At 64.9% G+C, this 24653-nt stretch carries 25 protein-coding genes; 11 read left to right on the forward strand and 14 right to left on the reverse strand.

All coding sequences use genetic code 11. The features are described 5' to 3' along the window. The first annotated feature begins 89 nt into the window (after positions 1-89). The 3 genes from GGC64_RS05390 (at position 90) to GGC64_RS05400 (ending at position 2110) form a co-directional block, all read left to right on the forward strand. Complete coding sequence (locus tag GGC64_RS05390; RefSeq protein WP_192721393.1) at positions 90-464, forward strand: NYN domain-containing protein; 375 nt, start codon at positions 90-92, stop codon at positions 462-464. A gap of 72 nt (positions 465-536) precedes the next feature. Further along, entirely contained in the window at positions 537-950 is a 414-nt protein-coding gene (locus GGC64_RS05395; RefSeq protein ID WP_192721394.1) for a Zn-ribbon domain-containing OB-fold protein, read from the forward strand. 14 nt (positions 951-964) lie between these two features. Next, on the forward strand, positions 965-2110 hold the full coding sequence (locus tag GGC64_RS05400; protein WP_192721395.1) for a thiolase family protein: 1146 nt from the start codon (positions 965-967) through the stop codon (positions 2108-2110). 27 nt (positions 2111-2137) lie between these two features. On the opposite strand, the gene GGC64_RS05405 is transcribed toward GGC64_RS05400, so the two are convergent. From GGC64_RS05405 to GGC64_RS05435, 7 genes are read right to left on the reverse strand one after another with little or no spacing between them, the layout of a single operon-like run. Then, positions 2138-2779, reverse strand: a complete 642-nt coding sequence (locus tag GGC64_RS05405) for a class I SAM-dependent methyltransferase (protein WP_225951174.1) — start codon at positions 2777-2779, stop codon at positions 2138-2140. Between the two features lie 52 nt (positions 2780-2831). After that, positions 2832-4028 carry an acyl-CoA dehydrogenase family protein gene (locus GGC64_RS05410; RefSeq protein ID WP_192721397.1) on the reverse strand — a complete coding sequence of 399 codons (1197 nt, stop codon included), beginning with the start codon at positions 4026-4028 and terminating at the stop codon, positions 2832-2834. Continuing rightward, positions 4029-5081 carry an acyl-CoA dehydrogenase family protein gene (locus GGC64_RS05415; RefSeq protein ID WP_192721398.1) on the reverse strand — a complete coding sequence of 351 codons (1053 nt, stop codon included), beginning with the start codon at positions 5079-5081 and terminating at the stop codon, positions 4029-4031. It abuts the gene before it with no gap. After that, positions 5081-5917 carry an amidohydrolase family protein gene (locus tag GGC64_RS05420; protein WP_192721399.1) on the reverse strand — a complete coding sequence of 279 codons (837 nt, stop codon included), beginning with the start codon at positions 5915-5917 and terminating at the stop codon, positions 5081-5083. The genes GGC64_RS05415 and GGC64_RS05420 overlap by 1 nt, the downstream gene beginning before the upstream one ends. Further along, positions 5914-7521, reverse strand: a complete 1608-nt coding sequence (locus GGC64_RS05425; RefSeq protein WP_192721400.1) for an acyl-CoA synthetase — start codon at positions 7519-7521, stop codon at positions 5914-5916. Before GGC64_RS05425 ends, GGC64_RS05420 begins: the two co-directional genes overlap by 4 nt. 7 nt (positions 7522-7528) lie before the next feature. Continuing rightward, positions 7529-8731 (reverse strand): amidohydrolase family protein, encoded by a 1203-nt coding sequence (locus GGC64_RS05430; RefSeq protein WP_192721401.1) that lies wholly within the window; start codon positions 8729-8731, stop codon positions 7529-7531. Next, positions 8728-9555, reverse strand: a complete 828-nt coding sequence (locus GGC64_RS05435; protein WP_192721402.1) for an enoyl-CoA hydratase — start codon at positions 9553-9555, stop codon at positions 8728-8730. The genes GGC64_RS05430 and GGC64_RS05435 overlap by 4 nt, the downstream gene beginning before the upstream one ends. A gap of 329 nt (positions 9556-9884) precedes the next feature. On the opposite strand from GGC64_RS05435, the gene GGC64_RS05440 reads away from it, so the two are divergent. Continuing rightward, positions 9885-10379, forward strand: a complete 495-nt coding sequence (locus tag GGC64_RS05440) for a DinB family protein (RefSeq protein WP_192721403.1) — start codon at positions 9885-9887, stop codon at positions 10377-10379. A 22-nt stretch (positions 10380-10401) separates the two neighbouring features. Here the strand turns inward: GGC64_RS05440 and GGC64_RS05445 are convergent, their stop codons facing one another. The 3 genes from GGC64_RS05445 to GGC64_RS05455 are packed head-to-tail and all read right to left on the reverse strand — an operon-like array spanning position 10402 to position 12989. Next, entirely contained in the window at positions 10402-11409 is a 1008-nt protein-coding gene (locus tag GGC64_RS05445) for a dihydrodipicolinate synthase family protein (protein ID WP_192721404.1), read from the reverse strand. Positions 11410-11419: 10 nt separating this feature from the next. Further along, positions 11420-12217, reverse strand: coding sequence for an SDR family oxidoreductase (locus GGC64_RS05450; RefSeq protein ID WP_192721405.1), 798 nt, complete (start codon positions 12215-12217; stop codon positions 11420-11422). A 10-nt stretch (positions 12218-12227) separates the two neighbouring features. Continuing rightward, a complete protein-coding gene (locus GGC64_RS05455; RefSeq protein ID WP_192721406.1) occupies positions 12228-12989 on the reverse strand; it encodes a crotonase/enoyl-CoA hydratase family protein in 762 nt (253 codons plus the stop codon). A gap of 211 nt (positions 12990-13200) precedes the next feature. Between GGC64_RS05455 and GGC64_RS05460 the strand changes: the two genes are divergently transcribed. Beyond that, positions 13201-13971 (forward strand): TetR/AcrR family transcriptional regulator C-terminal domain-containing protein, encoded by a 771-nt coding sequence (locus tag GGC64_RS05460; protein WP_192721407.1) that lies wholly within the window; start codon positions 13201-13203, stop codon positions 13969-13971. A gap of 280 nt (positions 13972-14251) precedes the next feature. Here GGC64_RS05460 and GGC64_RS05465 read toward each other — a convergent pair whose 3' ends face one another. The 4 genes from GGC64_RS05465 to GGC64_RS05480 form a co-directional block, all read right to left on the reverse strand. After that, entirely contained in the window at positions 14252-15427 is a 1176-nt protein-coding gene (locus tag GGC64_RS05465) for a thiolase family protein (RefSeq protein WP_192721408.1), read from the reverse strand. A 76-nt stretch (positions 15428-15503) separates the two neighbouring features. Further along, positions 15504-16364: an enoyl-CoA hydratase/isomerase family protein gene (locus GGC64_RS05470; RefSeq protein ID WP_192721409.1), complete on the reverse strand. Its 861-nt coding sequence runs from the start codon at positions 16362-16364 to the stop codon at positions 15504-15506. After that, positions 16361-17152: a GntR family transcriptional regulator gene (locus GGC64_RS05475; protein ID WP_192721410.1), complete on the reverse strand. Its 792-nt coding sequence runs from the start codon at positions 17150-17152 to the stop codon at positions 16361-16363. Before GGC64_RS05475 ends, GGC64_RS05470 begins: the two co-directional genes overlap by 4 nt. Then, the gene (locus GGC64_RS05480) at positions 17152-17802 is read right to left on the reverse strand and encodes a hypothetical protein (RefSeq protein ID WP_192721411.1); all 651 of its coding nucleotides are present in this window, start codon (positions 17800-17802) and stop codon (positions 17152-17154) included. Before GGC64_RS05480 ends, GGC64_RS05475 begins: the two co-directional genes overlap by 1 nt. Before the next feature lie 79 nt (positions 17803-17881). Between GGC64_RS05480 and GGC64_RS05485 the strand changes: the two genes are divergently transcribed. The 6 genes from GGC64_RS05485 to GGC64_RS05510 are packed head-to-tail and all read left to right on the forward strand — an operon-like array spanning position 17882 to position 24644. Next, positions 17882-18679 carry an enoyl-CoA hydratase-related protein gene (locus GGC64_RS05485; RefSeq protein ID WP_192721412.1) on the forward strand — a complete coding sequence of 266 codons (798 nt, stop codon included), beginning with the start codon at positions 17882-17884 and terminating at the stop codon, positions 18677-18679. A 4-nt stretch (positions 18680-18683) separates the two neighbouring features. Next, the gene (locus GGC64_RS05490) at positions 18684-19481 is read left to right on the forward strand and encodes an enoyl-CoA hydratase/isomerase family protein (protein WP_192721413.1); all 798 of its coding nucleotides are present in this window, start codon (positions 18684-18686) and stop codon (positions 19479-19481) included. After that, positions 19478-20263, forward strand: coding sequence for an enoyl-CoA hydratase/isomerase family protein (locus GGC64_RS05495; protein ID WP_370581988.1), 786 nt, complete (start codon positions 19478-19480; stop codon positions 20261-20263). The genes GGC64_RS05490 and GGC64_RS05495 overlap by 4 nt, the downstream gene beginning before the upstream one ends. Beyond that, on the forward strand, positions 20263-21693 hold the full coding sequence (locus tag GGC64_RS05500) for an AMP-binding protein (protein WP_192721414.1): 1431 nt from the start codon (positions 20263-20265) through the stop codon (positions 21691-21693). The genes GGC64_RS05495 and GGC64_RS05500 overlap by 1 nt, the downstream gene beginning before the upstream one ends. Then, complete coding sequence (locus GGC64_RS05505; protein WP_192721415.1) at positions 21683-23161, forward strand: class I adenylate-forming enzyme family protein; 1479 nt, start codon at positions 21683-21685, stop codon at positions 23159-23161. Before GGC64_RS05500 ends, GGC64_RS05505 begins: the two co-directional genes overlap by 11 nt. Then, the gene (locus GGC64_RS05510; protein WP_192721416.1) at positions 23154-24644 is read left to right on the forward strand and encodes a class I adenylate-forming enzyme family protein; all 1491 of its coding nucleotides are present in this window, start codon (positions 23154-23156) and stop codon (positions 24642-24644) included. The genes GGC64_RS05505 and GGC64_RS05510 overlap by 8 nt, the downstream gene beginning before the upstream one ends. Positions 24645-24653: the final 9 nt, after the last annotated feature.

Genomic DNA, 24653 nt, shown 5'->3' on the forward strand with positions numbered 1-24653 from the left:
TGCTCAGCCCACGGCGTGTTGGCGTACAGACACGCACGCTCGCGGTAGTTGGGTGCGGTCTACGCGGTGCCCAGGTATAGCGTGGCTGGGTGCGGTGGATCGTCGACGGCATGAACGTGATCGGGTCTCGCCCCAACGGTTGGTGGCGTGACCGCAACCGCGCGATGACGGCATTGGTCGAGCGGCTCGAGCAATGGGCAGGGATCGAAGGCGCCGACGTCACCGTGGTGTTCGAGCGGCCGCCGTCGCCACCGATCGAATCGGCGGTGATCACCGTGGCGTATGCGCCGCAGCCCGCCGCGAATTCGGCGGATGATGAAATCGTCCGCCTGGTGCACGCCGACGCCCATCCCGAAAACATCTGCGTCGCAACCTCGGATCGCGCTCTGGCCGAACGTGTTCAGGCCGCGGGTGCGTCCACCTTTGCGGCGGAACGTCTGCGCAACCTCATCGATCCTCGCTGAGACCCACTCAGCAGGGATACTGTAATATTTACAGTTGCTTCCACTTGACCGAGCTGAACGGAGGATCGTCCCATGCAGAAGGCGCTGGCGCCGGATATTTCGACCTGGCCTGACGATAACCCCCAGCTCATCGGAAGCACCTGCGGTGACTGTGGCGCCACCGCGTTCCCGGTCCAGCCGCACTGCCCAAATTGCAGCGTCGGCGACATGGCACGAGTACTGCTCCCCCGCCGCGGCACTCTGGTCGCCTGGACGACACAGGGCTTTCCGCCAGGGCCGCCCTATCGGGGCCCGACGGGCAAGGACTTCGTTCCGTTCGGGGTCGGGCTCGTCGAACTCGGTGACGTCATCCGCGTCGAGGGTCGGCTGACCGAGAACGACCCGGCCAAGCTCGAGTTCGGCATGCCAGTCGAGCTCACCATGATCCCCTTGAACATCGATGACGACGGCGACGAGATCGTCACGTTCGCGTTCAAACCCGTCTAGAGAGGATCCGCCCAATGAACGACGTAGCCATCATCGGAGTTGGCCTGCACCCGTTCGGGCGCTTCGAAGGCAAATCCGCAATGGAGATGGGTGTCGACGCGATCTTCGCAGCGGTTGCCGACGCTGGTGTGCAGTGGAGTGATGTGCAGTTCGCCACCGGCGGCAGCTGGACGGTGGCCAACCCCGACGCGATCGTCGGAATGGTTGGCCTGACCGGCATCCCGTTCACGAACGTCTTCAACGCATGCGCTACCGCGGCCAGCGCCGCGAAGGCATGCGCCGACGGAATCCGGTTGGGCGACTACGACATCGGCATCGCGATCGGCCTCGACAAGCACCCTCGCGGCGCCTTCACCGAGGATCCCGCACTCGTCGGCATGCCGAGCTGGTACGCCGAGAACGGCCAATACTTGACCACCCAGTTCTTCGGCATGAAGGCGAACCGCTACCTGCACGACCACGGCATCTCACAGGAGACCCTCGCCAAGGTCGCGGCGAAGAACTTCCGCAACGGGGCGCTGAACCCGAATGCGTTCCGGCGCAAGCCCATCAGCGAGGACGAGATCCTCAGCTCGACGATGCTGAACTACCCGCTGACGCAGTACATGTTCTGCGCGCCCGATGAAGGCGCCGCCGCAGTCGTCATGTGCCGCGCCGACGTCGCGCACCGCTACACCTCCAAGCCGGTGTATCTGAGGGCCGTCGAGGTGCGCACCCGACGCTACGGCGCCTATGAGGTCAATACGACGTTCGCTCCTGTCACCGAAGACGTGGCGCCGACGGTGTATGCCGCCAGGGCGGCGTTCGAAAAGGCCGGTGTCGCACCGGAGGACGTTGACGTGATCCAGCTACAGGACACCGACGCAGGGGCCGAGATCATCCACATGGCCGAATGTGGCTTCTGCGCCGACGGCGAGCAGGAGAAGCTGCTGGCCGACGGGGCAACCGAAATCCACGGCGCCATGCCGGTCAACACCGACGGCGGGCTGATCGCCAACGGTGAGCCGATCGGCGCGTCGGGTCTGCGCCAGATCCATGAGCTGGTGCGCCAGCTGCGCGGCGAGGCGGGCGATCGCCAGGTGCCCGGCGAGCCGAAGGTCGGCTTCGCGCAGCTTTACGGTGCACCAGGCACCGCAGCGGCGACCGTCGTGTCGCTATGACCCAATTCATCCCGCCACTAGGCATGGTCAGCTGGGGCTGCGCGCAAAGATGACGGCTCCTGGGACGTCGTCGTCTGGCCTCAGAACCAGTTCGGCCTCGATCGTGAAGCCCGCGTCACGAAGCCATCCCGCGACCCTGCTCGGCGGCCGGTGGTAACTGTCGACATTGATCGAGCGACCCGTGTAACCCTCTGACGTGTGTTGTGTTTCGTCGCCGACATGAAATCCGACCAGCAGCGGACACCCTGGCCGCAACACTCGGCAGAACTGCTCGAAAACACCGGGCACGGCGTCGTCGGGCACGTGGATCACCGACCAGAACGCGAGTACGCCCGCAACGGAGTTGTCCGCCAAGGCGAGGTCGGTCATCGTCCCGACCTCGAAGCGCAGGTCGGGATAGTCCCGCCGCGCGATCGCGATCATCTCGGGTGACAGGTCAATGCCGAAAGCATCCACTCCGGCATCATGGAGGTAGCGAGTGACGTACCCCGGCCCGCAGCCGACATCGGCGACTGGTCCACCTCCGACGTCGCGCACCAACTCAGCGAACATCGCCAAACTCAGCCGCAGATAAGGCTTCTCGCCAAGCAACCCACGTACCTTCTCGGCGTATCCGGTGGCGTCGGTGTCGTATGAGGAGCGGGTTTCGGACAGCCAGGTGTCACCCATGGACGACATGGTAGCCAGTCCGGCGGCCGCGGTGACCTTCTTGCGTCGAGCGCTAGGAGGCCTTCTTCTGCGCTGGGGGCGCGTACGCCGGCTTGCCAAGCCCCAGCACGTACTGGGCGATCATGTTGCGGAACACCTCGAGCGTGCCGCCGTAGATGCCCACCAATGGGGCAAATCGGTAGACGTATTCCGCGGCGCCGTCGTCGGCCGCGCCGTCCGTGCCGACCGGCAGCGACGCTGCCGTGCCGAGGAGGTCCATCAGGTCCGGCGAGATATCCCGCATCGTCTGTGCCAACGCCACTCGCCCGAAGATTGTCGTGGCGCTCAGCGCGGCCTCCATCCTGGCGACACTGCGGCCGAGCCGATACGCCACCGCGCCGTCGTCAATTAGCCTGCGTCCATTGGGATCCGGCTGGGCTACCTTCGCCGCGGCCTTGTCGACAGCGTCGGCCATGAACCCGGCCTGATGCATCATGATCGACACGTCCTGCAGCCCGTCCGGGGCGACATCGACGGCGCCGTGCTCGACGTTCAGCGGTTCTCGCACCACGGTCCAGCCGTTGTTCACGTCGCCAAGCCGGTACTTGTCGTCGACGCGGACATCGCTGTAATAGACGATGTTGGTGCGGTCGCCGTCGACGGTGCGGATGCCCTGGATCTCGATGCCTGGTGAATCCAGCGGCACCAGAAACATGGTGAGGCTCTTGTGTTTTGGAGCTTCGGGATCGGTGTTGGTGATCAAGAAGACATACTGGCAGTTGTGCGCGCCGGTGGTGAACATCTTCGAACCATTGATGAGCCAGCTCGACCCATCCCGTACCGCGCGGGTCTTGCAGGTCGCGACGTCGGAACCACCTTCGGGCTCGGTGTAACCAAGGCACAACCGAATGTGCCCGCTGAACACGCCTGGCATCACCTCGGCCTTCAGCTCGGGTGAGCCGAACTTCTCCACCGACCGCGCGATCATCGCAGTGGTGCCGGAGGTTACCCACGGCACGTGTGCCCGGCGCTTCTCCAGTTCCCAGATCCGCCGGCGAACACGGTCGAAGCCGCCCTCGGCTTCAGATTTCCATTCTTTCGCCAGATACCCGGCGGCTCCCAGCGCGAGGTGCACGCCTTCATCGAAGTTGTCGCCGGTCTCACGGTCGCGGCGGATGACGTCGTCGGTCACATGGGTGCGCAGGAAGTCACGCGCCTCCTGGACGAACGCCTGATCGTCCTCGGCCAGCTCAACCCGTGAGAAATCCACTTATTCGCCCTTTCCTGAACCGCTTTCGCGGGCCGCGACGAGCTCCGCGATGTACTTCGCACTCGCTCCGGGATCGCCCCCTGCCAAGGCCCAGCCACGCGCGCGAAGAAGATAGGCCGATGCCGCCGCCTCAGCCGAAACCCCGAGTCCGCCCTGCACATGCACACACATCGTCGCGGCCTTGGAAGCTTCCTCGGCCATGAACACGAATGCCGACGGCGCGAGCTCCGGTCGCTCGTCGGGCTCGTTGTCCAGGAACCACGCTGCGCGACGGGCGAGATTACGGCCGCCCTGCACGGTGATCGCAATGTTGGCCAGCGGATGCGAGATGCCCTGCAGCGTCGAGATCGGCACGCCGAGCGTGTATCTGTTCTTCGCGAATTCCGCGGCGATCGTGAGCGTCTCCTCGACCAGACCCACCAGCGCCGCAGCGGTGAGCACCCGCCATTCGTCCAGCGCGCGTTGGTATTCCGCCAGCGCCTCGGCGCCACTGGCCAGCACTGTGCGGCTGTCGGCGGCTGCTTGGTCGACCCATGCCGTGGGCAGTCGGCCGATGTTGTCGACCTTGGCGGGACGGGTGCCGAACGTCAGCCGCACGATGTCTTGGCCGTCGCGTACGACGATCTGGTCGGCGATCGAGCCGGTCGGGATCAGCCGTACACCGGTCACGTTGTCGTGCTGCGGGTCGAATGCGGCCAGCTGCTTGCCGTTGACGACGTCGGGCTCCAGGGCACCCAGACGCGCGAGCAGCCGGGCCGCGCAGACGTGGTCGATCCACGGCACAGGCGCTAGCGAGCGCCCAACTTCTTCTGCCACCAGGGTCAGGTCGACGAGTGTCGCCCCGTCTCCGCCGACGGATTCCGGCAGCGCCATCGTCGTCGCCCCCATGGCGCACAGGCGTTCCCACAGGCTTTTGTCGAACCCAGACTCCTCTGCGGCCCGCACCGTTTCGATCGAACAGTGGCTCTTGAAGAAGTCCTTGTACGCAGCCTGCAGGGCTTGGTGGTCCTCGGTGAGGCTGTAGTCGATTCTGCGCAATTCGTAACGATCCATCAGTTCTCCTGTTTGGCGCCGAAGAAGAATTCGTTTGCGTTGTTGAAGAGGTAGTTGTCGAGTACGTCGGCAGGCAATTCGAGCGCCAGCGCCTCGGGCACGACACGGCGCATTTTGAGCACCGGCCAGTCCGAGGCGTACATCACCTTGTTCGATCCCCGAGTCCGCATGTAATGCAAGAGGCTGTCGGGCAGCCGTTTTGGTGACCACGCCGACGTCATGAGACGCAGGTTCTGGTACTTGATCATCAGCCGGATGGCGACGTCCCACCACGGGTCGGCCCCGTGGATCATGCAAAGCTTCAGTTCGGGGAAGCGCACGCACACCCGATCGAGATGAATCGGATTCTGGACTTCACCCGGTATCGGCGGCCCCGGGATGCCGGTGTTGATGCACAGCGGCAGTTCGAGCTCCGCGCACTTGGTGTAGAGCGGGTAGTACACGGCGTCGCTGGGTGGATATTGGCCGTCACCCCAGAAGCTCGGCCCCACAACGGTATACGCCACCGGCAGATCCGAGGCGACGGCGGCGAGCTCCCTCAGTGCCGGTATCGGCCGCAGCAGATTGACCCCGCCGATCGCCAGCGCGAACCGGTCCGGCTTCGCCTCGACGAACTTGCGCGCGGTCACCGACGGCTTGGCGACACTGTCCATCAGAATCGCTTTCGCGACGCCCTGCTCGTCCATCTCGTCCAGCAACTCGGCCAGGTCGACCGGCGCGAACATCGACTCCGGTCCCTTGAAGTAGTCGTCGCGCACCTTGAGCATCCAGGTGGGTTGCTTCTCGGTCTCGCCGAAGTGCACGTTGACCAGTCCGTCTATCACTTTGGTTGTCATACCGAAGCCTTCTGTGTCGCAACGCCTTTCGCCCACCGATAGTCCGCTTTTCCGTTGCCGAGGCGGCGCACCTGCTCGACGAAGATGATCTCCTTGGGCGCCTTGAACCGGGCCAGCTGCGATGCGCAGAGTTCCTGCAACGCTACGCGATCCAGCTCGTCACGTAGCGCCACCAGAGCGACAACCTCCTGACCCCACCGTTCACTCGGCCGGCCGACCACCAGCGCATCGGCGACGCCCGGGTGCGCACGCAGCACCTCTTCGACCTCCTCGACGAACACCTTCTCCCCGCCGGTATTGATCACCAGAGAGTCGCGACCGAATAGCCGCATGGTGCCGTCGGCGGCAAGCGAGCCTCGGTCCCCGGAGATCACCACACGCTGGCCCTCGACGACCGGGAAAGTTTTCTGCGTGGCGGCGGCATCGTCGAAGTAGCCGAGCGGAATCCTGCCTGCGCGTGCCACATAACCGATCTCGTCCTCGCCGGGCTGCAGGAATCGGCTGTAGTCTTCCGACACCACCAGTGCACCCTCGCGCAATTCGAACGTGTCCTTCTCGTCGCCGCGCTGACTGCGCCCGAACCCGACGTTGCCGGTCTCCGACGAGCCGTAGCCATTGATCAGGGTGATCTGCGGGAGCAATTCCAGCAGCGCCCGCTGGTATTTCGGGTTCGTCGCCGCTCCCCCGGTGCCGATCGCGAACATCGATGACAGGTCGTAGGAACCGCGCCGCAACTCGTCCACCAACGGCCCGGCATACGCGTCACCGACCATCGTCATCATTCCCACCTTTTCGCGCTCAGCGGTCGCGAGCACGGCTGGAGGATCGAATTTCGCCTTGTCGTACAGGACGACAGGCAGGCCGTTGAGAAGAGCGGCGAACGCCGTCCACATGCCGGCCGCATGCATCAACGGGGACACGGCGAACCATGGCTGTCCGCCGTGGCGCACCTTGTCGTGTATGTCGCCCGCGGACTCGTGATCGGCGCCGTTCATGGACACGACGTAGCTGTCGCTCTGCCGCCACATCACCCCCTTGGGTCGCCCGGTGGTGCCGCCGGTGCACACCATGAGCAGATCATCGGGAGACGGGGTGATCGGATGGTCGGTATCCCCTTGCGCCAGGGCGTCTTCCAGTGTGATGGCGCCGGACAGCTCCGCAACGTCGCTACCGTCGTCCACCGAAATCAGGAGGTCGGCCGAGGCGGGCGGCAACACGTCGGCGAACTTCGGCCCCAACGACCGGTGGTAGATGACTGCCCGCGGTCGCAGGTACTCCAACAGCTCGGCGACCTCGCGCGGCGTGTAGTTGTAGTTGACGTTCGCCGGAACGGTGCGCGCCTTCAGACAACCGATCACCATGTCGGGATAGAGGTCGTTGTGCATGATCAGTGCGACGCGATCCTGCCCGCATTCCCAGTTCTCGAGCTCGGCGCGCTCACGGTGGGCGCCGAACCCGTTATCTGCCAGGAAGTTCGCCAGCCTGCGGGTCCGGTCGGCCGATTCGCCGAACGTGCTGCGCCGCGCGCCGCAGACCGTCATCAGGCGGTCGGGAACCGTCTCCGCTATGGCGTCCAGAACCGCGCCGATGGTCCACTCGCTCATCGGAGGGCTATGCCGAAACCTTGGCGCCGAGTAGGTCCAATGCGTTGTCCCGCATGACTTTCCGGGTGTCCTCGGCGCTGAACTCGGGGAACTGCGGGATGTCGGCGGTGAACGACATCGGATCCGCCAACCCCTCGCCGTGTGGCCAGTCCGAGCCGAACAGGATCTTGTCGACGCCGATGGTTTCAGCGAGCAGCTTCACGTCGTCCTCGTAATACGGTGCGATCCAGACGTTGTTGCGCAGCTGCTCGACGGGGTCCTCCTTGAAGTGGTAGGGCGCGGTGTTCGCCGCCTTCTTCAGCCGCTTGATCAAGCGGTAGACGAAGTAGGACCCGTTCTCGATGCTGGCCACCTTCAGCGTCGGGTGCCGAGTGAACACCTGGTGCACGATCATCGAGGCCATCGTGTCGTGGATGGCGCGGTCGTCGAGCAGCACCTGGTCGAGCGGATCCTTCTTGCCGAACCCCTCGAAAGTTGACTTTCCGCCCCACAGCGCCGCGATCGCCAGATAGCCGCTGTCGGAAAGATGGAATCCCACCGGAATCCCTGCTTCCGCCAGCCGTGCCCAGACCGGGTCGTGCAGTGGATCACCCAACGACCGCGGCTTGACCACGCCGGGCACAGGTGCCGGCCGCACCAGCACCATCTTGGCGCCACGGCCGATCACGAACTCGACTTCCGCAACGGCCTTTTCCGGATCTGCCAGCGAGATGATCGGTGCGGCGATGATCCGGCGATCCGGACGGTCGAAACCCCAGTCCTCGTCGAGCCAGAGGTTGAACGCGTGCACCGTGGCCATCGTCGCCTCGATGTCGTGCTTGAGAGCTTCTTCGACGCCGCACGCGAATGTCGGAAGCATGAACACGGTTTCGAGGTTCTGCTTGTCCAGGATCTTCACCCGGGCATCGCGGTTCTGGTATTCGGGATGTTCGGCCAGCCGGTCGACCTTCATCAGCGACGCGGGATCGACGCCTTCGGGGATCTCGCCGCGAAACAACAGGTCGAGGCAACCCGGTTCAATGATCGGATCGAAGGTCGGATTCGGGATGAAGTGATTGACCTTCTCGGCCATCACCGCCAAGGTGCGCTTGCCGTCCTGAACCATCTGCACGCCGCGGCGCTTGAACTCCTTGGGCAGGTGCCGCGTACAGGAATCCACCGTCTCGTAGTAGTGGTTGTCGACATCGATGGCCCGGTAGTCCAGTGTCATGTCTCCTCCTTGAGCGGCGGGAAGTTGGGTGGGCGCTTCTCGAAGAAGCTCGTGATGCCCTCGATGAAGTCGGGTCGAAGCATCGACTCGTGCATCAGCTTCTCGGCCACCGCGCTCGCCTCGAAAACATCGCGCATGGTGTCTGCGTACACCTGTTGCTTGATTACGGCTAGAGAACTGGGCGCACAGTTGGCCGCGATGTCCTCGGCGTAGCCGATGGCCCGCGGCAGCAGCTGGTCGGGGGCGACGACGTCGTTGACCAGTCCGAGTTCCGCCGCCTCGTCGGCGAGCAAGACGCGACCGCTCAGCAGCAGATCCATGGCCACGCCCCAGCCGACGACGCGCGGAAGGATCCACGAGATGCCGTACTCGGCGATCAGGCCGCGCCGGGCGAACGACGTCGTGAACTTGGCGCCCTCGGCGGCGAAGCGGACATCGCACACGAGCGCCATGGTCAGCCCCATGCCGGCACACGCGCCGTTGATCGCGGCGATGACGGGCTTGCGCATGGTCAGCACGTGGTGCGGATGGTGCGAGCCGACCAGCTTGGTGACATCGGTGTCGCCTGCGTTGTCGATGGTGGCGTTGCCGATCGTGTTCAGGTTGCCCATATCGGCGCCAGCGCAGAAGGCGCGGCCGCTGCCGGTCACCACAATGGCCCGCACGCCCGGGTCGGCCTCCGCTTCGTCGAGGCGTTCGTAGAACGCGGAGGCGAGGCCTCCGCCCCAGCCATTCATCCGCTCAGGCCGATTCAGGGTCAACACCGCGACACCGGTATCGCGAACCTCGTACAGGACCGGATCGGTGTCGCTGGCCGCACTCACCCGGCGAACCTCCTCAGTAGCGGCTTCGAGCTCGGTGTATCCCCATACTGTACACCTATCGGTAGCGCATTCCGCACCGGGTTGCGCGCCCTCGAAGCGGGTCGGGCCTGCGTCGAGACCACGTCCAGAACGCCGTCGCTTTGTTAAGCTCGCGCTGCCGCTCCCGTTCTGGGGCGCAGTCGAATGTCGGGCTTTCGCCTGACGGTCGTTTTTCAACATTCTGCCGCGACGAGATGCGGCATCGGGCGCCGGCAGCAGCTCTGCAGGAATCGACATCATCTGGCCAATCATTTTCGGCCGCAACACAACTCGCTAGAAGGAGACAATCGATGAACCCTCCTGCCCGGATCACCGTTGGGCCCGAGCGGGCGCTGCTGGAAAACATGCTGGACTACAACCGGGCTGCACTGATCGAGACCGTGCGGGGACTCTCGGAGGCAGAGGCGCGCCGTCGTCTCGTTGCTTCGGCGACCACGCCGATAGGCTTGATCAAACACGCCGCCGCCGCTGAACGGATTTGGTTCCAGCACTACCTGTTTGGACTGCCCGAAGCCGAGTGCGACGGTTACGCACGGCGGGGCGAGGGCAGTTTCGCGGTGTCCGACGACGAGACGCTCAGCGACGTGATCGCAGAGTTCCAACGCGCCAGTGGCAGATCCCGAAGCATTGCCGCGCAGTACGACCTCGATCACACTGTGCAACATCCCCGCGCCGGCACCGTGAGCCTGCGGTTCATCTACCTGCTCGGGATCGAGGACTTCGCACGTCACGCCGGCCACGCCGACATCCTCGTCGAGCAGATCAACCACCCGACAGAGCCGTGAAAGCGCCGAGACGCCGCCACCTCTATTCGGCAATCAATCCGAAGCGCTGATACGCCGTACGGATCTGCGCTCTGCCCTCTTCGGGCAACACCGCCTGCGGCGGCCTCGAGTGCGGATAGTCACCGATGGGCAGGCCAAGCACAGACGCGGCGTACTTGAAGGCGCCGCCCCAGTGCGTGAAGTAGTCGGGCCGCCCGGGATAGCAGGTGAACCATGAGCGCATATCGACCCCGAACTGGTCGAGCCCGGACTTCTCTGCGAAGTCCATCGCCTCCACCAACCTGTCGTTCCACACCAGCTGCCAGTACTCGGAAAGGATTGGCTGTCGCGGGGTTTCGTACAAATAGCCGGCCGTGCCCAGCTGAGCTGGACCGACGATGCCTGCGCGCAGCCAGCCGGCGCGATAGACGGTCGTATCGCATTCCCAGATGACCAGATCGGGTGCGAATTCGTGCAGCATCCGGCTGGCGGCAGGCCGGAAGGCTCCTTCCTTGGTGGCGCAGACGGCTGGAATCTCGTCGTAAATCCGTGCGCTTTCAGCGGGAGACAACACGTACCCCGATGACGGCGAATTGAACATGCCCAGGGCGATGTCGGTGCGCTCGGCGACGTAGCGGAAGAAGTTCAGCACACCTTCGCCTCCGTGCGCCTCCATCATCGGCGTCTGGATGTAGACGATGTCCGCTCCGGCTTGCTGGGCGTGCAGCGTCAGCTCCAAACAGTCCTTGGCCGACATGGCTGCCGTGCAGGCCTGCACGACGACATCTGGATCGGCCGCGCGTCCCTCGTCAATCGCGACCTCCAGCAAGCGCTTTCGCTCGCCGAGGGTAAGCGACCAGAATTCGGCGATGCCGCTGGTGCACCACAACATCGGGTGGCGAAGCTCGCCGACGCAATAGCGCACCAGCGCCCGGTAGGCGTCCCAGTCGATGTCGTCGCCGTCGGTACCGCTGAACGGTGTGTAGAGGCTGTTGCCGATTCCGCGCAGCGCGGCGTGTGCCCATACGCGAGCATCCTTGGCAGTCGCCATAATTCACTCCCTAGGTGAAGTCGCTACCGCCGTCGACGTTGATGTTGGCGCCGGTCATGTACGAGTTGCGCTTCGAGGCGAGAAACGCGACGACGGGCCCGATCTCCTCGGGCTGGCCGGCGCGCGGCAGGTGCGCCGGATGCCCGAAGTGCTCGTCGATGGCGGCCATCAGCGCATAGGGATCGGCGCCGTCGACGCCAACCGACTCGGCCCAGCCGCGCAAGGCTTCTGACGCGATGCTGCCCGGGGAGACGACGTTGACCATGATCTCGTCCTTCGCCAGCAGCAGCGACAAGTTCTTCGAGACGCTCGTCAGTGCAGCCTTTGCGGCCGTGTACGCGGGCAGGATGACGGTCTGCCGTTGGGTTGAGTGTGCGGAGAAGTTGACGATCCTGGCCCACTGCGCTTTTCGCAGCAGCGGCAGCGCGGATCGCACGCAGCGCACCATCCCCAGCACGCCGTCGTCGAACGCCGCCCGCCATTGCTCGTCGCTGAGATCTTCGAATGAGCCTATCGACCCGGGGCCGACCGCGTTGATCAGCGCATTGAGCTCGCCGTCCCAGCGCACGCTCAGCTCGTCGAAGACACCCTGTACTTGATCCGCGTCAGTGGTGTCGGCGACCAGTCCCACCGCGTCCGGACTTCCGCGCTCGGTCAGTTCTTTCGCCGCTCGCTCGATGACATCCTTCGTCCGGCCGACAACGGCCACCCGCGCGCCGTCCTCGGCAAGGCAGCGTGCCGCCGCGAAGCCCATCCCGCGACCGCCGCCGACGACGACGGCCGTCGCGTCCCTGAGCCCGAGATCCACGGTGCTACTCCTAGGAGCCGGTCCAGTTGGGAGCGCGCTTTTCGGCGAACGCGATCGCGCCCTCCTTCGCGTCGTTGGACGTGAAGATCGGAATGATGTGTTCGAGTTGCTTCTTCCACATCTCCTCTTCACTCCAGTCCGCGGACTTGGTCATGATCTCCTTGGTGGTGGCAATTGCCAGCGGCCCGTTGGCCGTAATGCGCTCGGCGAGTTCGATCGCCCCGTCCAGCGCCTTTCCCGGTTCGGTGAGCACGTTGACGAAACCCCATGCCTCACCCTGTTCGGCGGTGAAGCTCTCACCGGTCAGCGCGAGTTCGAGCGCCTTTTGGTAGGGGATGCGTTTTTGCAGCCGCAGCAGTCCACCGCCTGCGGCCACCAGGCCACGCTTGACCTCGGGGATGCCGAATTTCGCGCTGCGCGACGCGACCACCAGGTCGGTGGCCAGCACGACCTCGGTACCGCCTGCCAGTGCGTAACCCTCGACGGCGGAGATCAGCGGCTTGCGCGGCGGCCGTTCGGTGAAGCCGATGCCACGGCCGGGGATGGCGACGACCTCCCCGGCGGCGAAGGCCTTCAGATCCATGCCCGCGCAGAAGTTGCCGCCGGCACCGGTGATCACCGCGACGGAAAGGTCCTTGCTCTCGTCGAGTTCGTCGACGGCGTCGGCCAGCCCTTGGCTCACCGCGAGGTTCACCGCGTTGCGCGCGTCCGGCCGATTGATGGTGATGACAAGCACCCGCCCGCGGCGCTCGGTGAGAATTTCGTCCGACACTCTTGGCCCCTTCACCTTTCGCACGTTTTGCTAGAAACGCTTACTATAGGTCTTACAGTAGAAGAATGAGAATGTGAAGACGCCGTCGCACCGATGGCTACCGGTAAGGTTGACGGCAACGGCCGATTCGCGACACGCATGCAAAGACGCAGTTCAGAGGTGTGGCTGCCGGTAAATTCGAGTCCACCAACACTTGATGGAGGTGCCCTTCGTGGCCAAGCAGGCAACCGCTGAGAAGCGTCAGCGACGCGAGCGCGGGTCCATCAATCCCGACGACATCATCAAGGGTGCCTTCGAACTCGCCGAAGAGGTTGGGATCGACAACCTGAGCATGCCGCTGCTCGGCAAGCACCTCGGCGTCGGTGTCACGAGCATCTACTGGTACTTCCGCAAAAAGGACGATCTGCTCAACGCGATGACCGATCGCGCCTTGCGGCAGTACGTGTTCGCGACCCCCTACGTCGAGGCCAAGGACTGGCGCGAGACGTTGCGCAACCACGCGCGCGTGATGCGAAAAGCCTTCATGGGCAACCCGATTCTGTGTGACCTGATCCTCATTCGGTCGGCCCTTTCCCCGCGGGCGGCCAAGCTCGGCGTACAAGAGGTGGAGAAGGCGATCGCCAGCCTGGTCGAGGCGGGGCTATCGCCCGAGGACGCGTTCGACACATACTCCGCGGTGTCGGTGCATGTGCGCGGGTCCGTGGTGCTGCAGCGGCTGCGGGAGAAGAACCGGGCGGCCGACGAGGGCCCGAGCGACATCGAAGAGACGATGACGATCGATCCCGAAACCACACCCCTGCTGGCGCAGGTGACGGCGAAGGGACATCACATCGGCGCGGCCGACGACCAGAACTTCGAGTTCGGCCTCGAGTGCATCCTCGACCATGCCAGCCGTCTCATCGACGGAGGCGGCAAGCGGCCGGCCAAGGCCGCGAAGGCGACCGGGCCCCGCACGCGGAGCAAGGCCGCTGCCGCCCGGTAGGCAGAGCCCTGGGCAGGACGTCGTTTTGCCCACCTCGAAGCGACACTGTCGCTCCCCGCGACAAAGTCGCCCAGAGCCGGGCATTCCGATAGTTGGCCCCTGAGCCGATCCGACCGTTCCGGCCCGGTTAAACCGCCACGAGAGCCCAGGGACCATGTCGTTTCTGCCCACCTCGGAGCGACACTGTCGCTCCCCGCGACAATGTCGCCCAGAGCCGGGCATTCCGATAGTCGGTCCTGAAAGGTCGAAATCCGCGACTCGCTGGTGGTTTCGGCCTGTCCTAGACCTCGATGACGACGGCGCCGCCCTGGCCGCCGCCAGCACACATCGCCGCGACACCGATACCGCCGCCACGCCGCTGCAGCTCGTAAACCAGCGTGGTGACCATCCGCGCGCCCGATGCGGCGATGGGATGCCCAAGGCTGCAACCGCTTCCGGAGAAGTTGACGAGCTCCTCGTCGAGCCCGTACTCGCGGCACGCGGCGATCGGCACAGAGGCGAACGCCTCGTTGATCTCCCACAGCGCCACATCAGAGGGCTTCAGACCGGCGCGCTGCAGCACCTTGCCGATCACCTTCACGGCACCCAGTCCGCAATCGCGCGGCGCGACACCCGCTGCGGCCCAGGCTTTTACGGTCGCCAGCTTGGTCAGCTTCTCGGCGTCGGCGTAGTCAGCGTCAACGAGTGCAACAGCGGCCGCAGCGTCGTTGGTGCCGCTGCTGTTGCCCGCGGTGATCGAGAATCCTTCGATCTCCGGATGCAGGACCTTCAACCCCGCCAGCTTCTCGACGGTGGTGTCGCGCCGCGGGTGCTCGTCGACGCTGAAGTCGACCACCGAACCGTCGAACTGCTGCACCTTCAGCGGGATGATCTCGTCGACGAACTTGCCCGCGTCGATGGCCGCGATCGCTCGCTGATGCGACCGGGCCGCCCAGGCGTCCATCTCTTCACGCGTGATGCCGACGGCCTGCGCCGTGTTCCAGCCGACGGTGATCGACATGTCCTTGCACGGAGCATCCGGCGTCTCGGGATGCGTAGGCGGCATCCACCGCTCCTCGAACTTCAGCTCAGGCCCGGGGATGCGCTGGTTCATCAGCGGCGTCATCGAAAGCGACTGCACCCCGCCCGCGATGAGCGCGCGCTCCATGCCGGAGCCGATCTGTGCGGCCGCGTTGCCGATCGCGGTGAGACTGCCCGCGCAGTGCCGGTTCACCGACTGGCCGGGGATGTCCTCCATGCCGGTCGCTGCCGCCGCGTAGCGCGCGAGATCGCCGCCGCCGTAATGCGATTCGGCGAAGATGATGTCATCAAACGCGCTCGGATCGACGCCGGAGCGGCGGACCACCTCCGGCAGCACTGTCGTGATCAGCGTCTCGGGGGGCGTGTTGACCAGCGTCCCTTTGAACGAGCGGCCGATGGCCGTCCTGGCGGCACTGACGATCACAGGTGTTGGCATGTTTCGACCTCGGCTTTCGGCGTTACGACTTTACAAAAGTAGCAGATACTGTATCGCCGCCAGTACGTGACCGGTGTCACTCCGGCTCGGGTACGTAGAAGTGTTCGTCACGCAGCCGGAACGCCTCCTTGGTCCCGTGTTGCGCCCGCGTCTTGACGAAGTTGAACTCCCCCGGCGCGAACTGCAGGTTCGTCCCGAACGCGTGGAACAGATAGCTGGCGACTTCCTCGCCCTGATACGCCTGACTCTGCTCGACGAGCCGGAAGGCCTCCTTCGCGATCACGACGCCGTCGGCAGGCATCTTCGCGGCCTTCTCGGCCCAGTATCTCGCCCTGGCCTGCACAGCGGCGGGATCGCACGTCTCGGTGAAGACGCCCAAGTGCTCGACCGCCCCCGCCTCGATGATGTCGCCGGTCAACAACAGGCGCCGGGCCAGCACCGGCCCGAGCCGGTGGAAGAACATGTGCAAGCTGCCCAGTGCCGGTCCGAGAAACCGGGTGGCGGGCATACCGATCTTGGTGTCGCGTCCGATCACCGAGATGTCGGTCATCAGCGCGATCTCGAAGCCGCCGCCCAGCGCGTATCCGCTGATCTCCCCCACTGTGACCTTCGGGAAGCCCATCAGGTTGTGGTAGAAGCCGAACGACTTGCGGTCGACGGTCAGACGGCGCCGCTGACTGGGACGGCCCTTCGCCGGTGGCTTATCGCCATACCAGCCGTACGCATTATTCATGTCTGCGCCTGTGCTGAACACCCCGTCCGCGCCTCGCAATAACACGACGGTGATGTCGTCGTCTTCGGCGACTCGGTCCAGGTGGCGCGCGACGGTCTCGCGCATCGCCGCGTCATACGAGTTGCGCTGGGCGGGATTGTTCAGCGTTATGGTTGCGATCCGCTTCTCGGCGTCCACGTCGAAGAGCACGCGATCGTCTGTCATCTGCCGGGCTCCTGATGGTTGCCGTTCGAAATCAATTTGGCCTCAATGGTTTTGTCACTGCCGACCGCGAGTGTGTTGCGCCTGGCAACCGCAAGGTGGTCCTGTGCGAGCCGCACCGCCCTCGCCGAGTCGCCGTCACGGATCGCGGCAAGCAACCGTTGGTGATCACGCAACGCCGCGCGCATGGTCTTGCGGGACATCGGATCGGCTGGGTTGTTGTCGTCGCTCCACACCGACGACTCGTGTGCCGACCAGATCAGTTCCAGCGAGCCGATCAGCAGGATCATCGGCTCGTTGCCACAGCGGGAGACGATCGCTTCATGAAATCGCCTCGCGTTAGGCACGTATCGGGACAGATCGTCGAATTGCTCTGTTTGCAGATCGATTTCGGCCTCGAGGTACGGCAGCACCTCGGTCGACCGGTCTTCCCGGGCGGCGCACATGCCTGCACATATCGGCTCCAGGTGCAGCAGCGCGCCGCTGACGTCCGCGGGTGTCGAGGCACGCGACTGCAACACCATGCTGATCATGTGCGCGGTCCGCTCGGCCGACGGCTGATGAACCACTGCCCCACCCATGTTCCCGCGTCGAACCGAGATCAGCCCGTCGGTTTCCAGGATGTGGATCGCCTCACGCAGCGCCGGTGGACTCACGCCGAATTCGGAGAACAAGCTCTCCTGCGACGGCAGCACATCGCCTTCCTTGAGGCGCCCGGACAGGATGTCCTCCCGCAACTGCGAGGCCACGATCTCTGCCACGCGGGGCTGACGAATCCGTTGAACCACCACTAGAACTTGGCCCGCCGCTTACCGAACTGGAAGCCGCTCAGCTTGTCCGGCGAGTTCACCACTGTCTTGAGCTCACCGATGCAGAGCACCTCGTCGCCTAGGAGCAGTCGCGCCGTCGAGGTCACCCGGCCCTCTTCTTCGAGCCGCTCGATGTCGAAGCGCAGTTCGGTGAGGACCGGTGTTGGGCGGCGGAACGTCACCGTGAGTGAACGGGTCTTGCCGGTCCGGGCGGCTGCGCAACTCTGATGCTGAGTGATGCAGTCGAAGAATACGGCCAGGAAGCCTCCGTTCACCAGCCCCGGTGGCCCTTCGTATACCACCGGGAATGTGACACGCCCAGAAGCGGTTTCGTCGTCGAGATGATCGAAGGCGTACTCGGGGAAACACGGGTTGTACGCCCCCACGTTGAAGGCATGATCCAGATAGATGCGCTTCTCCTCGCCGCCATCGCCGATGCGGGGCATGGGATCGGGAGGCACCGCGGGCGCCAACTCTCGCTCCCAGTCCGCGAACTGCGCAAGCATGGCGTCCACGGTCGGATGCTCGTGCTCCAAGGACAGCAGTAGCCCGGTCAGCCGCCGCAGCGCACCCGCGGCCGCGACCGTCTGCGCCAGCGGTTGCTCGCCGTACCGAGGAATGCCTTCCGTCATGCGCCCTTTCCTTGCTAACTTGTACAGGATAGCAATACTGTATGGCTAACCGTATAGCTAAGGACAGGCGGATTCAACGGTGAGCGACGACGGCTCGGTGACGACATCGCGGGGCGGCGATGTCCTGCGGCTCACGCTCGATCGCCCGTCCAGGCACAACGCGCTCAGCCATTCGATGATCGATGCCCTGGTCGCTATCCTGACCGACGCCGCGGCCGACGATTCGCTGCGCGCCATCCACATCCGCGGGGCTGGAACCGATTTCTGCGCAGGCGCGGACTGGGTGGCGACCAACAGCTCCGGACAGCGCCCGCGCACAGGCGATCTCGTCCGGCGCATTCCGCACACCGCCAACCGCGTGATCGAACTCGTCCAAACAATCCAGCTGCCGGTGGTCTGCAGTGTGCGGGGCTGGGCCGTCGGCCTTGGCTGCAATCTGGCGCTGGCCGCCGATTTCACCGTCGCCGCCGACGACGCGGTGTTCTGGGAACCCTTCGTCGGGCGCGGGTTCTCCCCGGATTCGGGTTCGACGTGGCTGCTGCCGCGGCTCATCGGCGTGGCCCGGGCCAAAGAGATGCTGCTGCTCGGCGAGAAGGTCAGCGCGAGCGACGCCGCAGAGTGGGGCCTAGTGCACCGGTGCGTCAGCGCCTCCGAGCTCGAAGCCGTCGCGGAAGAATTAATGAGCCGGCTGGCGTCGGGACCTACCGTCGCTATCGGGCTGGCCAAGCAGGCAATCAACTACGGCCAGCACGCGACACTGCAGCAAGCCATGACCCAAGAGCTGTTCAACTTGGAGTTATCCTGTCGGACAACCGATTTCAAAGAAGGTCTGGCGGCATTCCGCGAGAAACGCACACCGAGGTTCGGCGGAAGGTGACCGGATGAAATTCATCACGTACGAAGTCGACGCGCATACGGCGACGATCACGCTGAACCGGCCCGACGCGCTCAATGCGCTCAGTCCGGCCATGATCGCCGAATTGCGCGCCGCATACGACGCGGCCGAAAATGACGACGACGTCTGGACGCTCATCGTCACGGGTACCGGCCGGGCGTTCTGCACTGGAGCCGATGTCGGCGAGATCCCGGAAGACGGCCGGGTGATCTACGAGCGCCCGTACCTGTCCACCTATGACCAATGGGAAGCACCCCAGGAGGGCACGCCACCGTTTCGTCGGATGGCCAAGCCCGTCCTGACCGCCGTCAACGGATTGTGTTGTGGGGCAGGGCTGGACTGGATCACCACCGGGGACATCGCGATCGCATCCGATAAGGCGAGTTTCTTCGACCCACATGTCAGCATCGGCTTGGTGGCCGGTCGCGAAATGGTACGGCTCGCCCGTGTCCTGCCCCGCAACATCGCGTTGCGGATGGCGCTGATGGGCAAGCACGAGCGAATGAGTGCACAGCGCGCCTACGAGCTCGGCATGATCAGCGAGGTCGTCGAGCACGACAAGCTGCTCGAACGTGCTCATGAGATCGCCGATGTCGTGAATTCGAACGCGCCGCTGGCCGTGCGCGGCACGCGACTGGCCATCCACAAGACGCTCGACCTGCCGCTGCACGAGGCCGAGATCCTCGCCGAAACCTTCCGCGAGCGCGTGGTTCGCACCGAGGATGCACTCGAAGGACCCAAGGCGTTCATGGAGAAACGCGCGCCGAATTGGCAGTGCCGGTGACGGTGTTCGAAACGATCCTCCTCGACGTGAACGCCACCACACACGTCGCGACCATCACGCTGAACCGGCCGGAATCGCTAAACGCGTTCAATCGCACCATGTGCGAGGAGATGGCCGAGGCGTGGCGCCTCGTCAAGCTCGACGAAGCAGTACACGCTGTGGTACTTCGAGCGGCGGGCGACCGCGCGTTCAGCGCCGGCCTGGACATCAAATCCTCCTACGGCCAACCGGACAACGTGTGGAACCACGAGGATCCCGGCGAAGCGCTCAGCCCGAAATGGCAGAAGATGTGGAAGCCCGTCGTGTGTGCCGTTCACGGCATGTGCACGGCGGGTGCTTTCTATTTCGTCAACGAGTCCGATGTGGTGATCTGCTCAGCGGATGCGACGTTCTTCGACTCGCATGTCAGCGCCGGCCTGGTATGCGCCTTGGAACCGATCGGGTTGATGCGACGCGTCGGTCTTGGCGAGGCATTGCGAATCGCGTTGATGGGCAACGACGAACGCGTCGGCGCCGAAACCGCACTACGCATCGGCCTGGTATCCGAGGTCGTGTCCCGCGATAGGCTCTGGGCTCGCGCCGACGAAATCGCAACGGCGATCGCAACCAAACCCCCGTCGGCCACGCAGGGCACAGTGAAGGCGATATGGGAGTCGCTGGACAAGCCGTATCGGGCTGCCCTGGAGCAGAATCTGATTTACACAAGGCTGGGCAATCCGCTCGGGCAGGCAGAACTGGCGGCCGGCGCCAAGGGTACGGCGGCGAAACCGAGGGTCCGCTGATGCATCCGCTCACCGGACGTATCGCGGCCGTGCTGGCACTGCAGCCCGACGCCCGAGCGATCGAGTACAACGGCGACTGGTCGACATGGCAGCAGATCTCCGAACTGGCAGCGCGTATCGCCGTCGTCGGCGATACCCAGGTCGGGATCTTGCTGCGCAACACCCCCGCCCATGTCGCGGCGCTGCTCGGTGTTCTGCTTGGTGGCGGCACTGTGGTGACCATCAATCCGTCGCGGGGCGAAGACCGTACGCGCGACGACATTGCCGCGCTTGACCTGCCGATCGTGATCGGCACACCTGACGACCTTGCGTCACTGGTTCCGGATGGCCCCGCACTGATGCCGATCTCGGGCCTCGACGATCCGCCACAGATCGCATCCGTCGGAACCGCAGCCAGCCGCCCCGGCGTCGCGGTGCGGATGCTGACCAGCGGAACGACCGGGCCGCCCAAGCGAATCGACCTCACCTACGACATGCTGGCGCGCAGCGTGATCACGTCGCCGACGCCGACCAAACTGCGGAAGGGCATCGCAATCGTCAATGCCCCGCTGGTGCACATCGGTGGAGTCTTCCGCGTGCTGCAGTGTGTCTGCGAGGCAAGGCCGTTCGCGCTACTCGACCGATTCGAACTGAACCAGTGGGCCGACGCGGTCCGCAGGCATCAACCGCGCGCGGTCTCGTTGGTGCCGGCCGCGCTGCGGATGGTGTTGCATTCGGATCTGACCCGCGAGGATCTGGCCGGCATCCGAGCGGTGACGTCAGGCACTGCGCCGCTGTCGGCCGCCGACGCCGATGCGTTCACCGCGAAGTTCGGCATTCCGGTCCTGACATCGTATGCCGCAACTGAATTCGGTGGCGGTGTCGCCGGCTGGACGCTAGCGGATTACCAGAAGCACTGGCAGGACAAGCGCGGCAGCGTGGGCAGGGCAACCCTCGGCGCGCAACTGAGGGTCGTCGACGACGACGGCGCCCCGCTCGGCCCCGGCCAACCCGGCCTCCTGGAGGTCAAGCCGGGACAGCTTGGGCCGTCAGCAGATTGGCTGCGCACCACGGACCTGGCCCGCATCGACACGGACGGCTTCCTTTGGATACTCGGACGGGCCGATCAAGCCATCATTCGCGGCGGCTTCAAAGTGATGCCCGACGACGTCCGCGCCGCGCTGGAGAGCCATCCAGCCGTGGGCGGCGCCGCCGTCGTCGCCAGGACCGACGACCGTCTCGGTGAGACTCCGGTCGCGATGGTGGAGTTGCGGCACGACGCATCGGTCGAAGGCGATGCGCTGATCGACTTCCTGCGGACGCGGTTGGCGCGCTATGAGATTCCTACCGAGATCGCGATCGTCGAGCAGATCCCCAGGACACCCTCCGGCAAGGCGGACCTCGGTGCGGTCCGGCAATTCTTCAGCCAGCCCGTCCAACATGCCAAGTGACTCGTTGACCGTCGGCGACGTGCTGCAGCGACAGTCGCGCGCCCGCGGCGAACACCCGCTACTGGTCTGCGATGCCGAGCGGCTCAGCTACGCGGAAGCGGACCGCCGCTCGGCGCGGTTGGCGCGTGGCCTGATCGCCCTCGGCGCGGGCAAGGGCACCCACGTCGGCCTGCTCTATCCCAATGGCGCGACCTGGATCGTCGCGATGCTGGCCGCCGCGCGCATCGGCGCGGTCGTCATCCCGTTTTCCACGTTCGCCACCGCCCCGGAGATCACGGCACAGCTGATGGACAGCGACACCGAAATCCTGCTTGCCGCTGCATCCTTCCGCGCTCACGACTACCGACAGCGACTAGCAGGCATCACGGCCCCGCTACTAAGACATGTCCTGATCGACGCCGAACCCGGCGACGTCGCCGAGTCGTGGCGACTGGAAGCGCTGGAACACGACGTCGATGATTCGGATCCGCTGGCCATCGTCTACACGTCGGGCTCGACGAGCGCGCCGAAGGGTGTGGTCCACACACACTTCTCGTTGCTTGCCCACCAGCAGGTGCTCAATGAGATCCGCGGGTTGACGGCAGAGGACAAGTTGTTCTGCAACTCGCCGTTCTTCTGGATCGGCGGGATCGCGTTCGCGGTGCTGGCCACCCTGCTCGCCGGTGCGACGCTGGTGTGCTCCAACGCGGTCGATGCAGGCGAAACGCTGGATCTGCTCGAGGCCGAAAAGCCAACGATGACCAATGGTTTCGTCGCGGGCATCGCAAATCTGGCCCGTCACCCCAGCCTGCCCGACCGCGACTTGTCGTCCATGCGGCGCGGAAACCTGTACCCGATCATGGCGCCCGACGTCCGCCCCGCAGACCCCGAGTTGCGACACACCATGCTGGGCATGACCGAAGCGGGCAGCGTCATCACGATCAGTGCGGACGAATCCGACCAACCCGAACACCGGCGTGGCTCGTTCGGCAAACCCGCCCCCGGCTTCGAGACCAAGATCATCGACGGCGAATTGTGGATTCGAGGACCGTACCTGATGCAGCGGTACTACAAACGCAGCCGCGAAGAATGCTTCGATGACGACGGCTGGTTTCACACGGGCGATCTCGTTCGAACGGATGCCGACGGTTTCGTGTACTTCCTCGGTCGACGCGGGGCGATGATCAAGACCGCAGGCGCCAACGTCGCACCCGCCGAAGTCGAGCGGGCGATCGCCAAAGTGACCGGCGGTGCCGTCGCACATGTGCTTGGCCTTCCCGATGCCGAGCGCGGGCAACTGGTCGCCGCCGTCGTCGAGGTGGAAGACGGCGCCGAGTTCGACGAGGCCGCGGTGCGCGACCGACTGAAGGCCGAGCTGTCGTCCTACAAGATCCCGAAACGATTTGCCGCCGTGCCGCGGTCCGACATTCCAGTGCTCTCGAGCGGCAAGGTCGACCTCGTTGCGCTACGGCAGGTGTTCGATGGCTGACACCATCGACCAGCTGGTCAGAGTCCGCGCAGAACAGCACGGTGACAAGCCGATGGTCGTCGACACCGAGTCGCGGCTCAGCTACGCCGAACTCGACGAAACCACCCGTGCAATGGCCGCCGGTTTCGTCGACGCCGGCATCGGCAAGGGCACCCGAGTAGGGCTGATCATGCCCAACCGCGTCCAATGGGTGCAGATCGCGTTGGCGCTGACGCGCATCGGCGCGGTACTGGTCCCGTTGAGCACCCTGCTGAAGCCTCCGGAGCTGTCGGCCCAGTTGCGGGTCGCCGCCGTTCAGGCCCTGATCGCGGTCGACGAGTTCCGTGGCCATCGTTATCTGGATGATCTGGCCGGGCTGGTAGATACCCCGGAACTGCCTGCACTGCAGAGGATTTGGGCTCCAGACGAGTTGACGTCCAGCGAGCGGGATATCGACGCCGTGACAGCGACCGTGACACCGAGCGACACGCTGGTGATCATGTTCACCTCGGGAAGCAGTGGGCCGCCAAAGGGCGTCATCCACTCGCACGGCAACGCGTTGGCCGCCGTGCGGTCCGGACTGGTGGCGCGGTGCATCGACGCGGACACGCGGCTGTATCTGCCGATGCCGTTCTTCTGGGTCGGCGGTTTCGGCAGCGGGGTGCTGTCGGCACTGGTGGCGGGTGCGACGCTCGTCACCGAGGAGATCCCCGGACCCGAGACGACCCTGCCGCTGTTGCAACGTGAGCGCGTCACGCTGTTCCGCGGCTGGCCCGACCAGGCCGAGGCGCTGGCACGCCAATCTGCCTCTGCGGGAGCCGATTTGTCAGCCCTGCAACCCGGCAGTCTCGAGGCGCTGCTGTCACCCGAGAAACGCGCGGCGCCCGGTGCCCGCGCGAAATTGTTCGGCATGACCGAGTCGTTCGGGCCCTATTGCGGCTATCCCGCCGACACGGACATGCCGCGGTCAGCATGGGGCAGCTGCGGCAAACCGTTCGACGGCATGCAGGTGCGTATCGTCGACCCGGACACCGGCCAGCCCGTTCCCACGGGAACGATCGGCATGATTCAGTTACGGGGAGCGCATATGTTGCGCGGCATCTGCCGTCGCAGCCGCGAAGAGGTGTTCACTCCGGACGGCTACTACCCCACCGGGGACCTCGCGCATCTCGACGACCCCGGTTTCCTGTTCTACCACGGCCGATCCGACGACATGTTCAAGGTCAGCGGGGCCACCGTCTATCCGAGTGAGGTCGAGCAGGCGCTGCGGACCATCGACGGCGTGCAGAACGCTTTCGTCACCGACGTCTCCGGCGCCGTCGGTGCCGTCGTGATAACAGACCGCACCGTTGATCAACTGCGGTCCGAAGCTCGAAAGCGGCTGAGCTCCTTCAAGGTTCCGACACGCTGGTTGCTCGTCGGTTCTGACGACGACATCCCGCACGGCACGACTGGCAAAGTGGACATGCGCAGGCTGCAAGCCTCACTGCGCGAGCAGACGTAAAAATGGCCG

The organism is Mycobacterium sp. OAS707 (genome assembly GCF_014873705.1).
In the GTDB taxonomy this organism is placed as follows: Bacteria; Actinomycetota; Actinomycetes; order Mycobacteriales; family Mycobacteriaceae; genus Mycobacterium.

Excerpts from the sequence above, each read along its gene's own strand:
- GGC64_RS05395 (WP_192721394.1), top strand. The coding sequence starts at position 537 with ATGCAGAAGGCGCTGGCGCCGGATATTTCGACCTGGCCTGACGATAAC.
- GGC64_RS05400 (WP_192721395.1), top strand. The coding sequence starts at position 965 with ATGAACGACGTAGCCATCATCGGAGTTGGCCTGCACCCGTTCGGGCGC.
- GGC64_RS05405 (WP_225951174.1), bottom strand. The coding sequence starts at position 2,779 with ATGGGTGACACCTGGCTGTCCGAAACCCGCTCCTCATACGACACCGAC.
- GGC64_RS05415 (WP_192721398.1), bottom strand. The coding sequence starts at position 5,081 with ATGGATCGTTACGAATTGCGCAGAATCGACTACAGCCTCACCGAGGAC.
- GGC64_RS05420 (WP_192721399.1), bottom strand. The coding sequence starts at position 5,917 with ATGACAACCAAAGTGATAGACGGACTGGTCAACGTGCACTTCGGCGAG.
- GGC64_RS05425 (WP_192721400.1), bottom strand. The coding sequence starts at position 7,521 with ATGAGCGAGTGGACCATCGGCGCGGTTCTGGACGCCATAGCGGAGACG.
- GGC64_RS05430 (WP_192721401.1), bottom strand. The coding sequence starts at position 8,731 with ATGACACTGGACTACCGGGCCATCGATGTCGACAACCACTACTACGAG.
- GGC64_RS05440 (WP_192721403.1), top strand. The coding sequence starts at position 9,885 with ATGAACCCTCCTGCCCGGATCACCGTTGGGCCCGAGCGGGCGCTGCTG.
- GGC64_RS05445 (WP_192721404.1), bottom strand. The coding sequence starts at position 11,409 with ATGGCGACTGCCAAGGATGCTCGCGTATGGGCACACGCCGCGCTGCGC.
- GGC64_RS05465 (WP_192721408.1), bottom strand. The coding sequence starts at position 15,427 with ATGCCAACACCTGTGATCGTCAGTGCCGCCAGGACGGCCATCGGCCGC.
- GGC64_RS05470 (WP_192721409.1), bottom strand. The coding sequence starts at position 16,364 with ATGACAGACGATCGCGTGCTCTTCGACGTGGACGCCGAGAAGCGGATC.
- GGC64_RS05480 (WP_192721411.1), bottom strand. The coding sequence starts at position 17,802 with ATGACGGAAGGCATTCCTCGGTACGGCGAGCAACCGCTGGCGCAGACG.
- GGC64_RS05490 (WP_192721413.1), top strand. The coding sequence starts at position 18,684 with ATGAAATTCATCACGTACGAAGTCGACGCGCATACGGCGACGATCACG.
- GGC64_RS05500 (WP_192721414.1), top strand. The coding sequence starts at position 20,263 with ATGCATCCGCTCACCGGACGTATCGCGGCCGTGCTGGCACTGCAGCCC.
- GGC64_RS05505 (WP_192721415.1), top strand. The coding sequence starts at position 21,683 with ATGCCAAGTGACTCGTTGACCGTCGGCGACGTGCTGCAGCGACAGTCG.
- GGC64_RS05510 (WP_192721416.1), top strand. The coding sequence starts at position 23,154 with ATGGCTGACACCATCGACCAGCTGGTCAGAGTCCGCGCAGAACAGCAC.